The sequence below is a fragment of the Streptomyces corynorhini genome, assembly GCF_003346515.1.
Taxonomy (GTDB): Bacteria; Actinomycetota; Actinomycetes; order Streptomycetales; family Streptomycetaceae; genus Streptomyces; species Streptomyces corynorhini.
This window is the reverse complement of record NZ_QQNA01000340.1, coordinates 1-12,789: the sequence shown is the minus strand read 5'-3', so window position 1 is coordinate 12,789 and position 12,789 is coordinate 1. Positions and strand designations below refer to the sequence as shown.

General features: G+C 71.4%; 13 protein-coding genes and 1 pseudogene. 8 read left to right on the top strand and 6 right to left on the bottom strand.

The window, feature by feature from the left end; all coding sequences use genetic code 11:
* Window positions 1–1,190, bottom strand: a 1,190-nt coding sequence (locus DVH02_RS31280; protein ID WP_147286174.1) for a Cmx/CmrA family chloramphenicol efflux MFS transporter, incomplete at its 3' end; no start/stop codon positions are given.
* A 527-nt stretch (window positions 1,191–1,717) separates the two neighbouring features.
* On the bottom strand, window positions 1,718–4,093 hold the full coding sequence (locus DVH02_RS31275) for a heavy metal translocating P-type ATPase (RefSeq protein ID WP_114627221.1): 2,376 nt from the start codon (window positions 4,091–4,093) through the stop codon (window positions 1,718–1,720).
* Window positions 4,094–4,308: 215 nt separating this feature from the next.
* Here DVH02_RS31275 and DVH02_RS31270 point away from each other — a divergent pair, with 215 nt between their 5' ends.
* The 5 genes from DVH02_RS31270 (at window position 4,309) to tgmC (DVH02_RS31250) (ending at window position 9,031) form a co-directional block, all read left to right on the top strand.
* Complete coding sequence (locus DVH02_RS31270) at window positions 4,309–5,019, top strand: copper homeostasis protein CutC (RefSeq protein ID WP_114627220.1); 711 nt, start codon at window positions 4,309–4,311, stop codon at window positions 5,017–5,019.
* 247 nt (window positions 5,020–5,266) lie between these two features.
* Window positions 5,267–5,500, top strand: a complete 234-nt coding sequence (locus DVH02_RS31265; RefSeq protein ID WP_114627222.1) for a putative ATP-grasp-modified RiPP — start codon at window positions 5,267–5,269, stop codon at window positions 5,498–5,500.
* Between the two features lie 3 nt (window positions 5,501–5,503).
* Window positions 5,504–6,481, top strand: a complete 978-nt coding sequence (tgmB, locus tag DVH02_RS31260) for an ATP-grasp ribosomal peptide maturase (RefSeq protein WP_114627219.1) — start codon at window positions 5,504–5,506, stop codon at window positions 6,479–6,481.
* A complete protein-coding gene (gene tgmC, locus DVH02_RS31255; protein WP_114627218.1) occupies window positions 6,481–7,680 on the top strand; it encodes an ATP-grasp peptide maturase system methyltransferase in 1,200 nt (399 codons plus the stop codon). Before tgmB ends, tgmC (DVH02_RS31255) begins: the two co-directional genes overlap by 1 nt.
* Before the next feature lie 208 nt (window positions 7,681–7,888).
* Window positions 7,889–9,031, top strand: coding sequence for an ATP-grasp peptide maturase system methyltransferase (gene tgmC / locus DVH02_RS31250; protein WP_114627217.1), 1,143 nt, complete (start codon window positions 7,889–7,891; stop codon window positions 9,029–9,031).
* A gap of 27 nt (window positions 9,032–9,058) precedes the next feature.
* Here tgmC (DVH02_RS31250) and DVH02_RS31245 read toward each other — a convergent pair whose 3' ends face one another.
* From DVH02_RS31245 to DVH02_RS31235, 3 genes are all read right to left on the bottom strand, one after another.
* Window positions 9,059–9,268 carry a DUF397 domain-containing protein gene (locus DVH02_RS31245; RefSeq protein ID WP_114627216.1) on the bottom strand — a complete coding sequence of 70 codons (210 nt, stop codon included), beginning with the start codon at window positions 9,266–9,268 and terminating at the stop codon, window positions 9,059–9,061.
* A gap of 76 nt (window positions 9,269–9,344) precedes the next feature.
* The gene (locus DVH02_RS31240; protein WP_114627215.1) at window positions 9,345–9,554 is read right to left on the bottom strand and encodes a DUF397 domain-containing protein; all 210 of its coding nucleotides are present in this window, start codon (window positions 9,552–9,554) and stop codon (window positions 9,345–9,347) included.
* Entirely contained in the window at window positions 9,551–10,387 is an 837-nt protein-coding gene (locus DVH02_RS31235) for a helix-turn-helix domain-containing protein (protein WP_114627214.1), read from the bottom strand. The genes DVH02_RS31240 and DVH02_RS31235 overlap by 4 nt, the downstream gene beginning before the upstream one ends.
* A 322-nt stretch (window positions 10,388–10,709) precedes the next feature.
* On the opposite strand from DVH02_RS31235, the gene DVH02_RS31225 reads away from it, so the two are divergent.
* The 3 genes from DVH02_RS31225 to DVH02_RS31215 all read left to right on the top strand — a co-directional run bounded on the left by DVH02_RS31225 (window position 10,710) and on the right by DVH02_RS31215 (window position 11,453).
* Window positions 10,710–10,913 (top strand): hypothetical protein, encoded by a 204-nt coding sequence (locus DVH02_RS31225; RefSeq protein WP_114627212.1) that lies wholly within the window; start codon window positions 10,710–10,712, stop codon window positions 10,911–10,913.
* Complete coding sequence (locus DVH02_RS31220; RefSeq protein WP_114627211.1) at window positions 10,910–11,110, top strand: hypothetical protein; 201 nt, start codon at window positions 10,910–10,912, stop codon at window positions 11,108–11,110. Before DVH02_RS31225 ends, DVH02_RS31220 begins: the two co-directional genes overlap by 4 nt.
* Before the next feature lie 103 nt (window positions 11,111–11,213).
* Entirely contained in the window at window positions 11,214–11,453 is a 240-nt protein-coding gene (locus DVH02_RS31215) for a hypothetical protein (RefSeq protein WP_114627210.1), read from the top strand.
* Between the two features lie 98 nt (window positions 11,454–11,551).
* On the opposite strand, the pseudogene DVH02_RS31210 reads toward DVH02_RS31215, so the two are convergent.
* Window positions 11,552–12,730: pseudogene (locus DVH02_RS31210) on the bottom strand (ATP-binding domain-containing protein); the annotation flags it as partial.
* Window positions 12,731–12,789: the final 59 nt, after the last annotated feature.

Here is a 12,789-nt window from a genome sequence, read left to right as displayed (position 1 = left end):
CCACCGCGCGGGCACGAGCCGGAGCCCGCCACCACCCGGCTCGTGCCCGCGCGGTGGAACCGCAGCGCCAGCAGCGTCAGCCCGATCGCGACGACCGTCATGGCCGCGCCCGCCCACGCCGTGGCCGCGTAGCCGAAGTCCGCGTCGATGACCGTACCGCCGAGCCAGGGGCCGCCGGTGTTGCCGAGGTTGAACGCGGCCGTCGCCGTGGCGCCCGCGAGGGTGGGGGCAGCGGCGGCGATGTTGAACATGCGGGCGTTGAGCGCCGGAGCGGTGTAGAACGCCGAGACGCCCAGCAGGAAGGTGAGGACGACGACGGCGACGGGGTGCGACGCGGTCAGGGCCAGTACCACCAGCAGCACGGTCGACGCCGTCACCCCGCTGACGAGGACGCCGAAGAGGTGCGCGTCCGCGTACCGTCCGCCCAGCGCCGTACCGACCAGCGCGCCGACTCCGAACAGCGCCAGTACGGTCGGGACCCAGCCGCTGTCCAGGCCCGCCACGTCCGTGAGCAGCGGGGCGAGATACGAGAACGCGCAGAAGACACCGCCCGCGGCGAGCGCGGTGACGGCGATGGCGAGCCAGACCTGACGGTCGCGGTAGATGGTCAGCTCCCGCTTGAGCCGGGGCTTCTCGGCCGGTACGGGGATGGCCGGGATCAGCGTCGCGCACCCGATCAGCGCGACCGCCGACGCGGCGCCGACCGCCCAGAACGCCGAGCGCCAGCCCAGGTGTTCGCCGAGGAAGGCACCGGCCGGGACGCCGAGCACGTTCGCGATGGACAGTCCGCCGATCATCACGGCCATCGCGCGGGCGCGCGCGTTCAGGGGAGCCATGGCGATCGCGACGGCCGCGCCCACCGCCCAGAAGCCGGCGCACGCGAACGCGCTGACCACCCGGGACACGAAGAGCACCTCGTACGTCGGCGCCAGCGCCCCCGCGACCTGGCCGAGGCCGAAGACCGAGATCAGGGCGATGAGGGTCGTACGGCGCGGCAGGCGCAGGGTGGCGACGGCGAGCAGCGGGGCGCCGACCACCATGCCGATCGCGAACGCGGAGATGAGCAGCCCCGCCGTGGGGATCGACACGTTCATGTCCTCCGCGAGGGGCGGCAGCAGCCCGGAGAGCATGAACTCGCTCGTACCGAGCGCGAAGACCGACAGGCCGAGTATGTAGACGGCGAGCGGCATCCTGGGGCGGGACGTGCCCGGCTCACCGGGGACGCCCGGCCGGAGGGTGCCCGACTCGGGGATGCGCGGCTCACCGGGGATGCCCGGCTCGGACGTGCCCGGCTCCTGGGTGTGCGGGGTGTGCGGGGTGGCGGGAGCGGGACCGGCCGCGCGGCCGGGGGCGATCGCGTCATCGGAGACGACGAGATCTGCGGGGACTACGAGATCGGCGGGATCGGCGGAGACAGTGGAGACGGCAGGAACGACCGGGACGGCAGGACCGACGGGAACGACCGGGACCGCAGGAACGACCGGGACGACGGGATCGGCGGGGACGGCGGGATCGGCGGGGAGAGCGGGATCGGCGGAGTCAGGCATGCCAGGTGCAAACGGTCGCGCGGGGCGTCGCATTCCGCGTGCCGTGCTGCCTCCCAGTTACTGAGACGACCATCATTGAGCAGGCAGCCAGGCAGCCAGGCAGCCAGGCAGCCAGGCAGCCAGGCAGCCAGGCAGAAAGCCCGTACTCCGCCGCACCTTGCCGTCACGCGTCACGACGCCTTGAAACCCCGCAGCCGCTGACTGTTCCCGACCACGAACACCGAGGAGAACGCCATCGCCGCGCCCGCGATCATCGGGTTGAGGAGCCCCGCCGCCGCCAGGGGCAGCGCCGCGACGTTGTACGCGAACGCCCAGAACAGATTGGTGCGGATCGTGCCCAGCGTGCGCCGTGCCAGCCGGATGGCGTCGGCCGCGACGCGCAGATCACCCCGTACGAGAGTGAGGTCGCCCGCCTCGATGGCCGCGTCCGTGCCCGTCCCCATGGCCAGGCCCAGATCGGCCTGGGCGAGGGCGGCGGCGTCGTTGACCCCGTCGCCGACCATGGCGACGGACCGGCCCTCCGCCTGGAGCCTCTTGACGACGTCGACCTTGTCCTCGGGCATGACCTCCGCGATGACGTGCGCGCTGTCGATGCCGACCTCGGCGGCCACCGACTCGGCGACGGCCCTGTTGTCGCCGGTGAGCAGGATCGGTGTCAGGCCGAGGGCGCGCAGCCGGCCGACGGCCTCCTCGCTGGTCTCCTTCACCTCGTCGGCGACTTCGAGCACGCCCCGCGCCTCGCCGTCCCAGGCCACCGCGATCGCCGTACGGCCCGCGGCCTCGGCCGCCGTCCGCGCGCGCTCCAGCTCCTCCGGCAGCCGGATCTCCCACCGCGCGAGCAGCGCGGCCCGCCCGACGAGCACCGCGTGGCCCTCGACGGTGCCCTGGACGCCGAGACCCGGGACGTTGGCGAAGTCCTCGGGGACCGGCAGCGTACCGACGCGCTCCGCCGCGCCCTCGGCGACGGCGCGCGCGATGGGGTGCTCGGAGGCGTGCTCCAGGGCGCCCGCCAGCCGCAGGACGTCGCTCCGCTCCGTACCCGGCGCGGTACGGGTCTCCAGGAGCGTCATCTTCCCGGTCGTGACCGTGCCCGTCTTGTCCAGCAGGATCGTGTCCGCGCGGCGGGTGGACTCCAGGACCTCCGGGCCCTTGATCAGAATGCCGAGCTGCGCGCCCCGCCCCGTGCCCACCATCAGCGCGGTCGGGGTGGCCAGGCCGAGGGCGCACGGGCAGGCGATGATCAGTACGGCCACGGCGGCGGTGAACGCGGCGGTCACACCCGCGCCGATGGCCAGCCAGACCCCGAACGTGCCGAGCGCGAGCGCGATCACCACCGGTACGAAGACGCCGGAGATCCGGTCGGCGAGGCGCTGGGCCGCCGCCTTGCCGTTCTGCGCGTCCTCCACCAGGCGGGCCATCCGGGCGAGTTGCGTGTCGGCGCCGATCCGGGTGGCCCGTACGACGAGTCGGCCGCCCGCGTTGAGCGTGGCACCGGCCACGGAGTCACCGACCGCGACCTCGACCGGCACGGACTCGCCCGTCAGCATCGAGGCGTCCACGGCCGACGAGCCCTCCACGACCGTGCCGTCCGTGGCGATCTTCTCGCCGGGGCGCACCAGGAACAGGTCCCCGGCCTGGAGCCGCGCCGTCGGGACGCGCTCCTCGCGCCCGTCGCGTACGACGGTGACCTCCTTGGCCCCCAGCTCCAGCAGCGCGCGCAGCGCGGTCGCCGCCCGGCGCTTGGCGCGTACCTCGAAGTAGCGGCCCGCCAGGATGAACGCCGTCACCCCGGCCGCCGCTTCGAGGTAGATGTTCCCGGAGGCGTCGCCCCGGCTGATGGTCAGCTCGAAGGGGTGCCGCATGCCGTGCATGCCCGCCGTACCGAAGAAGAGCGCCCACAGCGACCACAGGAACGCGGCCCAGGTGCCGACGGAGATCAGGGTGTCCATCGTCGCCGCGCCGTGCCGGGCGTTGGTCCAGGCGGCGCGGTGGAAGGGCCAGCCCGCGTAGACGACCACGGGGGCGGCGAGCGTGAGGGACAACCACTGCCAGTTGTCGAACTGGAGGGCCGGGATCATGGCCATCGCGACGACGGGTACGGCGAGGACGACGGCGGTCAGCAGGCGCTCGCGCAGGGTCTTGAGTTCGCGGTCGCGGGCCTCGTCGCGGGCTTCGCCGGGGTCTTGTGTGTCGTGAGGCGCGCTGTCCGTTGCCCCTCGCGCGGGAACCGGGTGTACGGGGGCCGGGTGCGCGGGAACCGGGTGTACGGGGGCCGGCTCGGTGGCCGTGTAGCCGGTCGCCTCCACGGTGGCGATCAGATCCTGGACGGCGACGTCCTCGCCCCGGTAGCTGACCTTGGCCTTCTCGGTGGCGTAGTTGACGGTCGCCGCCACCCCGTCCATACGGTTGAGCTTCTTCTCGACGCGTGCCGCGCACGAGGCACAGGTCATGCCGCCGATGATCAGCTCGACTTCGGCGGTGGCGGTGTCCGCGGCACCGGCCGCGCCCTGGCCGGGCGCGGCGCCGGAGGTCCGGGTGGTGCTCATGGCTCGCACTCCTTCTCGTCGACGGGTCCATTGTACCCCCTAGGGGTATCCCACTCCCTCCTGTGTACCCCTAGGGGGTATAAAAAGCAAGGGTGCCAGGGGGTGTTGGTGGGGTGCCTGTGGCTCGACGCGTTGATGCGCGCTGGTGGGGTTGCCGTTTAGTCTGGGTATTGGACTAGACCTATACGGTCGGTGCCCCCTACGAATGAGGTCTCATGAGCAAGCGCGCAGTTCTGGAGGTGATCGCTCTCGACGCGGAGGACGCCGTCGCGGCCCAGGGCGGAGGCGCCGACCGCCTCGAACTCGTCACCGACATGGCGGCGGACGGGCTGACCCCGCCGCGCGAGACCTTCGCGAAGATCCGGGCCGCCGTGGACATTCCCCTCCGGGTGATGCTGCGGCTGACGGACGGCTTCGTCGTCGACGGCCCCGCGCCGCGCGGCGCCGACAGCCTGGTGGACGCGGCGCGCGGGCTGCGGGCGGAGGGCGCGGACGAGTTCGTCTTCGGCTTCCTCGACGCGGACGGCTCCCCCGACCTCGTCACGGTGGAGCGGCTCATCGCCGAGCTGGACGGCTGCTCCTGGACGTTCCACCGGGCGATCGACCACGCGGCCGACCGCGACGCGCTGCGCAAGCGGCTCGCGGACCTGCCGGGGCTCGACACGTACCTCACGGCGGGGTCCCCGGCGGGCGTCGACAGCGGCCTGCCGACGCTGCTGTCGGAGGCGGCGGACGCGGAGCGCGGCGAGGCGGGGTACGGACAGCGCCTCATGGCGGGCGGCGGGCTCCGCCTCGCCCACCTGCCGGTGCTGCGGGCGGCGGGAGTGGCGGCGTTCCACATCGGCGGCGCGGCCCGCCCCGCGGGCTGGTCGGGGCCGGTGGAGGCGGACGCGGTACGGGTGTGGCGGGAGGCGCTGGACGCGTGAGGGGCCGCGCTCGCGGCGGGTGCGGGGTGAGCGGGTGCGGGTGGGCGGGTGCGGATGGCGGCACCATGTCGCCCGGCGCCATGTCGCTCTAAGTCCTCTTTTCGCGACAATCGGTGACGCGTACGCTGGGTGGTCAGAGTCTGTGCGGTGGGCGGATCCCGATCGAGCGGGAGCCCTCCGGCCATCCGCCTGACGTCAAGGAAGGCGATTTCGCATGGCGATGTTCACCTCCGAGGCTCCGTGGGCGATGCGGCTGGTCACCGACCGGCTGCCGATGGGCTCGCCGTCGTACGCGGCAGTGACGTTGGACGAGGCCACACAGACCGCCCGCTACACAGACGCCGCCGGTCAGGTGGTGGAGATGGGCAAGCACGGCACCAACAAGACCAAGGGCACGGCCTCGGTGTCCGGTGGCGGCGACGGGCAGAGCCCACAGCCGCAGACCCAGGACGACAACACCACCGACTACGAGTCCGACTGACCAGTGGCTCCCCACGTGCTGGTCGTCACGTCCCTGGAGGACGTCACCGCTGACCTGGTCATCACCGCGCTCAACGAACGCGAGGTGCCTGTCGCGCGCGTCGACCCGGCCGATATCGGTCCCGGCCTGACCTTTGGCGCCCGCATCGGCGCGGGTGCGACGTTATGGGGCGGGCGGCTGTGTACAGCAAGCCGCGAGGTGGAGCTGGGAGAGGTGACGGCGGTGTACTACCGCCGCCCCACCCCGTACTCCGCCCGGTTCACCCACCTGCCCGCCCAGCAGCGCGACTTCGCCACAGCCGAGGCCCGGCACGGCCTCGGCGGCATCCTGCACAACCTGCGCGGCGCGCGGTACGTGAACCACCCGGCCGCCGTCGCCCGAGCGGACTTCAAGCCCGCCCAACTGCGTCACTTCGCCGCACTCGGTCTCACCATTCCGGCAACGCTGGTCACCAACGACGCTGAGCAGGCGCGCGAGTTCGCCGCCGAGCACGGCCCCGTCATTTACAAACCGTTCCGCGGCCTACCCCTGGGTAAGGACGGGCGCTCCGGAGCGATCTGGGCCCAGCGCGTCGATCCTGGCTGCTTCGACGACTCGCTGAGCGTCATGCCGCACCTGTTCCAGGCCGAGATCCCCAAGACCGGTGACGCACGGGTCACCGTGATCGGGCGGCAGGTGTTCGCCAGCCGGGTCGAGACACCGGATCATGCCCTGGACTGGCGAAGCGGCGACTGGAACGGCCTCATCCACACACCCATGGGCGTACCGGCTCCGATCGAGGTCGCGCTGCACAGCTACCTGGCCTCGTTCGACCTGGTCTTCGGCTGTTTCGACTTCGCACTCACCGGCGACGAAGACCTCCCCTCATCCTGGACGGCCATCGAGTGCAATCCACATGGGCAAGGGGGCTGGCTGCCCGAAGCCCCGGCCATCACCGAGGCGTTCGCCGACATCCTCAGCGGAAAGGAGGCGGCGGCCTGATGCCCGTGCCCGCTGACCTTGAGACCGAAGCGACCCGCCTGCGCGAGGCCATGGCGGAGGCCCTCACCGCAGAGGGCGCTCTCGCCGGTTCCGCTTGGCGTCAGGCGGTCGAGACCGTACCCCGTCACCGGTTCGTGCCCGGCTTCTACCTCCCGGCGGCCGAACGCGACGAGCAGGGGATGACCGTGTGGGAACCGGTCACCGCCGAACTCGACCGTGGCCGGTGGCTGGCCGCCGCATACTCCGACACCACCCTGATCACCCAGTTCGACGGCGAGGAAGCGGACTGGAAGCAGTCGGCCGTGCGGCATGGCGGGGCCCCGACCTCATCGTCCACTCTGCCCTCGCTCGTCCTGCGGATGTGGGAGGACGCGGAGGTGACCGAGGGGCACACGGTGCTGGAGATCGGTACCGGGACCGGCTACTCCACCGCGCTGGCGTGTGATCACCTCGGTTCCGCCGCCATCACCAGCGTCGAGGTGGACCCGTACCGTTTGGAGGCGGCGGCGAACACACTGTTCGGCCTGGGCCACACCCCCACACTCGCGGTTGCCGATGGGCTTTACGGGTACTGGCCCGAGGCCCCCTTCGACCGGATCGTGGCCGCGTGCTCCTTCCGGGCCGTCCCTCCGGCGCTCATCTCCCAGACTCGGCCCGGAGGGAAGATCCTCCTCACCCTCAGTGGCTGGCTCTACGGATACGCCCGAGTACTGCTCACCGTCGGGGACGACGGCACCGCCAAGGGCCCACTGCTCGGCGGCACCGTCTCCTTCATGTCCGCGCGTACACACGCCGCCCCCGCGTTCGGCAACCCCGCTCACTGGGCCGCCGGCCTCCCCGAGACCGGCCGCGCGGCGAAACACGGCCCGGAACGGATCACCGCCGCCACGGAAGAAGCCTTCCACCTGCGGTTCCTTGCCCAAAGCGCGGTACCGGACGCGCAGCTGACCATGGTCGGTGAGGTGGTGCATCTGGTCGACGTCATCACCGGTTCCGCAGCCACCCTCGCCCCGGGCGAGGGCACCTGGCATGTGCGACAGGGCGGCCCGGTCAAGTTGTGGGACCGTATCGAGTCGGTCCTGAGCGCCTACGACGCGGCGGGGCGCCCAGGACCGGAGACCTTTCGGCTGCACGTCCACGACGGCGGGCAGCACCTGCGACACCCGGGGCTGCCCGGCCTCTCCCTGCCGAGGCTCTGAACAGGGCGGCGCGTTCCAGGCGGGTCAACCGGGCGGCCGAGCACAAACCGGTGCAACACGCCGCCGCGCAGCGCTTCGCCGTGACCGCCGTTGGGACTTGGTACTTCCTGGGACGCAACCCCAACGGCCAATGGGCATGGCAGCCCAGTGGGATCACGGACCGGATCGCCCGTGCCCTTGCCGACCAGCTACAGAAAGGCCATGCCGTATGAGTACGCCCGAGGAGCTGCGTGCCGCCCTGCTGGCCGCGCTCACCGAAAGCGGCACGCTCACCGACCCGGCCTGGATCAAGGCCGCCGAGGCGATCCCCCGGGAACTGTTCGCCGGTTCCTACTTCGTGCCGGTCGAAGGGAGCACCCCGACCCGTTACCGGGCCGTTCAACAGGGCGCCGCCGGATGGCTTGAGGGGATCTACACCGACCAGACGCTCATCACTCAACTGGACGGGACCACCCACCCCGATGATGCGGGAGGACGCGTGGTGCTCGGAGACCCGTCCTCGTCGTCCACCCTGCCGTCACTGGTACTGAGCATGTGGCAGCGGCTCGGGGCCGACGCCGGGCACCGCGTGCTGGAGATCGGTACGGGAACCGGATACTCCACTGCTCTCGGAGCGCACCGACTCGGGGACGGGAACCTGACCAGCGTCGAGTACGACCCGCAGGTGGCCGAGCGGGCTGCCGCTGCCCTCAAGGCGGTCGGCTGCTCCCCCCGGCTGATCACCGGCGACGGTCTGGCGGGCGACCCGGCCGGGGGCGGCTACGACCGCCTGATCGCCACGTGTTCGGTCCGCTACCTGCCGATGCCATGGCTGTATCAGGTGAAGCCCGGCGGCCGAATCCTGGTCACCCTGTCCGGCTGGAGCTACGCGTCCGGTCTCGCGGAACTCACGGTGACCGAACCCGGTATGGCGACCGGCCGGCTCCTGCCCGGTTACACGAGTTTCATGATCGCCCGGCCCCATGACCGGCCACCGCGCCCGGCCCTGGCCCTGCTGCCCGGTGACGAGCGGCCCAGCCGGATCGACCCGGGCGTCATCGGTACGTGGGAAGGCGGTTGGGTCGCCCAGTTGGCGGCGCCTTCGGCCGAACGGATGGGGGACGCCGGGACACAGATCCTCTCCGACGTGGCCACCGGTTCGCAGGCCCGTACGGCACCGAACCCTGACGGGGGATGGACCGTGACCCAGCGCGGACCGCTCCGCCTGTGGGACCAGGTGGAACGGGCGGTCGAGGCGTGGCGGGAAGCGGGGGAGCCGCACCAGGAAGGATTCGGCATCACGGCGTCGGCGGCCGGACAGCGGGTCTGGATCGGTGACGAGGACGGTCCGGGCTGGGACCTGCCCATCTGATTCCGGACCGTCCTGCGGGGAGCGATGTCAGAGGGCGGGGAGCCGCCCGGCCTTGACTCCGGTGACGAAGGAGGTGAAGGCGGTGGTGGGGAAGTGCAGTACCGGGCCGGTCGGGTTCTTGGAGTCGCGGACGGGGACGATGCCGTGTGGGGCGGCGAGGTTGGCGGCGACCTCGACGCACTGGCCGCCGTTGTTGCTGTAGGAGGAGGTGAACCAGCGGGGGGACTCGGTTGTCACGGGGTGCCCTTTCCTCTGCGGTTGCCGGTGCGGGAGCCCCGCCGTGCCTGGGAGGGGGTGGCGGGGCGTCAACGCGTCAGGTGCTGGGGAATTCCGTGGCCTTGACTCCGGTGACGAAGGAGGTGAAGGCGGTGGTGGGGAAGTGCAGTACCGGGCCGGTCGGGTTCTTGGAGTCGCGGACGGGGACGATGCCGTGTGGGGCGGCGAGGTTGGCGGCGACCTCGACGCACTGGCCGCCGTTGTCGCTGTAGGAGGAGGTGAACCAGCGGGGGGACTCGATTGTCACGGGGTGCCCTTTCGTACCTCGTTGATCATGGCCACGGAAGCCGCGTGCGAGAGCGCTTCGGTCTGTAGTTGATGGTAGGCGGTCAACAAGCGGATGACGGAAGTGGTCTCGCGTTCCAGGTGCCCTTGAATCTGGGACTCGGCATAGCCGAGGACCGAACGGTCGGACAGCGTCAGCAGAGTGACCGGCAGGTTGAACGGGCGGCGCTCCCCTATGTCGAACGGGACGACCTGGATCATCGTGTTCGGCAACTCGGCGAACTCGACCAGTCCTTGAAGCTGGGCGTCCATGACGTCGCGACCGCCGACGGTCCGGCGGATGCAGCTTTCATCCATGGTCACGGACATCATGGGTGGCCGGGGCCGTACCAACGCCGCCTGCCGCTCCGCCAGGAACGAGACGCGTTCATCAGCTTGTTCGGGTGTGATGGAACCCCGCCGTACGGCACTGTCCGCCAACACCCTTGCGTACTCCGGTGTCTGCAACAGACCGGGCACGATCCCGATCTCGTACAGCCGAATCTCCACCGCACGGCCCTCATGGCCCAGGTACTCGGGGAACCCCTCCAACAGGTTGCCGTGCTTGACTTCCCGACACTCCCGTTCAAACGTTTCGGCCGTGTCGCAGAGCCCAAAGGCCAGGTCAAGGCTGCGCGAGAATCGAAGAGTTGGCACCCTGCGACCAGTTTCCACGGCCGAAATATGCTTGCTGGAATAGTCTGTTTGCACCGCGAGTTCCTCTTGGCTCCATTTGCGCGCCTCCCGTAACCCACGTAGACGGGCTCCGAATGCGGCTTGTGGGCTGCTTTCGGGGTGCAGCTCTTTGATGTTCACCGGTCCGATACCGACTCTCGCTCCAGATCTTGCACGTTGAGGGGCCACCAACTCTAGGCCACGCTGGGGTCACTTGGTAGTCGAATGACTACGGAGAGGAGTTGATGGTGAATCGTAACTACGTTCCCTCCAGCACCCCCCGGCCCCACGACACCCCCGACGAGACGTGGTTCTCCCCGTGGGCGCCGCTTCCGGACGGCGCGTATCGCGGACCGTTTGCGAAGCCGACGCCGGAGATCCTCCAGGCGGTCGCCGTCGCGCTGGAAGCGATGCCCGTCGGTGACCGGGCTTCCCGGCCGGCCGGGACGGCGGAGGCAGGGCGATGACGGAGCCGACGAGGTATCAGACGGACCCGCTTGAGCTGCCGCTGCCCGCCTCCACGGAGCCCGACCCGGCGCCGGTGGAGGGGTGTCCGGGGTGTGTGGAGCTGGCGAAGGTGCGGGATCGCGCCCGGGGCGTCGGTGACATGACGACCGTGACCGACTGCAACGTCCATATGCGGCGGCACCCCGAGGGGCACCGTTGATCACGGTGGCGGACATCGGGCGCCGGGTGGAGGACGCGGCGGGGCGAGTCGGCGTGCTGCGGGCACTGATCCGGGATTACGAGGACCCCGCCGACATGCCGGGTGCGCGCCGTAAGCGGCCCACGGCGTTCCTGTGGCCCGAGGAGGGCGGCAGGGAGTGGCTGGTGTCGCCGCACGACGTGAGGCGGGTCCGGTGAGGCACGCGCGGAGAGGGCCGGTCAGCCGGTTCGCCTGGGGGTTCGGGGCCATGGTGTGCTGGGGCCTCATCGCGCTCGGGCTCGTCCTGGCAGTGCGTACCGAATGACCGGCGCGGACCGGGACGGGTACGAGACCGTGGACGGCAGCGCGAGCGGCAGCGTGGACGGCAGCGTGGACGGCAGCGCGAGCGGGAGCGGGAGCGGCAGCGGCAGCGCGAGCGGCGTCGAGGACCGGACGCAGGAGCGTGTGATGGTCGCGTTGCTCGCGAGCGGACTCACGATCATCGCGTGCGCCGTCGCCCTCGTGGCCCTCGTCGTCGCGCTGGTCGCGGAGGCGGCGTGACACCGGGTCCGGCTCCATGGCCGGGCCCGGCCACCCGTGGCGATGTGGTCCGGCGGACGGCCTCCTGGCCCAGTGGCCGTCCGCCTCACCTGCCGTCCCTACGCGGACAGCGCCCCCGGCAGCTTGTCCGCGTGCAGCACGATCAGGCCCGAGACCGCTCGGGTCAGGGCCACGTACAGCCGCCGCAGGCCCGTGCGTTCGTCCGGTTCGCCCGACACGACCGCCGCCGGTTCGTCCAGGACGACGTAGTCGTACTCCAGGCCCTTCGCCAACGAGGCCGGTACCAGCGTCAGCCGGGACTCCGCCGTCGTCTCCTCGCCCGGGGAGAGGAACGCCAGCCCCGCCGCCGTCAGCGCCTCCGCCAGCACCGGAATCCGGGCGTCCGCCGCGATCAGGCCGGTGGAGCCCTCGTGGGTCAGGGACTCCACGCACGCCGCCACCAGCGCCCCGTCCAGGTCCTCCGGGTCGGGGATCTCCCGTACGGACAGGGAGCCGGGCGAATCCCGTACGGAAGCCACCTCCGTCAGCCCCGGCGAGATGACCGGCAGCAGCCGCGAGGCGAACGCGATGACCTCACGCGGCACGCGGAACCCCGCCGTCAACTCCTCCACCACCGCCTCCGACTTGCCCAGATGCCGCAGCGCCTCCGCCCAGCTCCCCGTCGCCCACGGAGTGGTGCCCTGCGCCAGATCGCCCAGGACCGTCGCGGAACCGGTCGAGCAGCGGCGGCCCACCGCCCGGTACTGCATGGGCGACAGATCTTGCGCCTCGTCCAGGACGACGTGTCCCAACGAGTGCGTACGCGCGATCAGATCGCCCGCCTCGTCGATCAGGACCGCGTCCGCCGCCGACCACTTCGCCGACTTCACGCCGCGCGGCGGCTTCGCCCACAGAACGTCGCGCCGCTCGTCGGCGGTCAGCAGCCCCTCCGCGTGCACGGCCAGGAACTCCGGGTCGGAGAGCAGCCGCAGCACCAGCTTCTCCGGGTCGACCGGCGGCCATACGGCCTTCACGGCCGCCTTCACCGCCGGGTTGCGGGCCACCGCGTCCTGCACCCGGTCGTCGGGGGACTCGCCCGCCTCCTCCATCCGTACGAGCACGGCGTGCGCGATCCGCAGGGGCAGGGCCTCGCGCGCGGCCCCGTACCGCATGTCGCGGGCCAGCAGCTGCTGGACGATCTCCTCGACCTCGTACGCCGGTACCCGCCACCGCCGCGAGCCGCGCACGACCACGACCGGCTCGGTGGGCGCGCTGACATGGGACCGTACGGCCCGCCGCCGTCGTCAAGGGCGATGCCCGGATGGCGGAGGTCCTGCGGCGGGCCGTACGGTCCCAT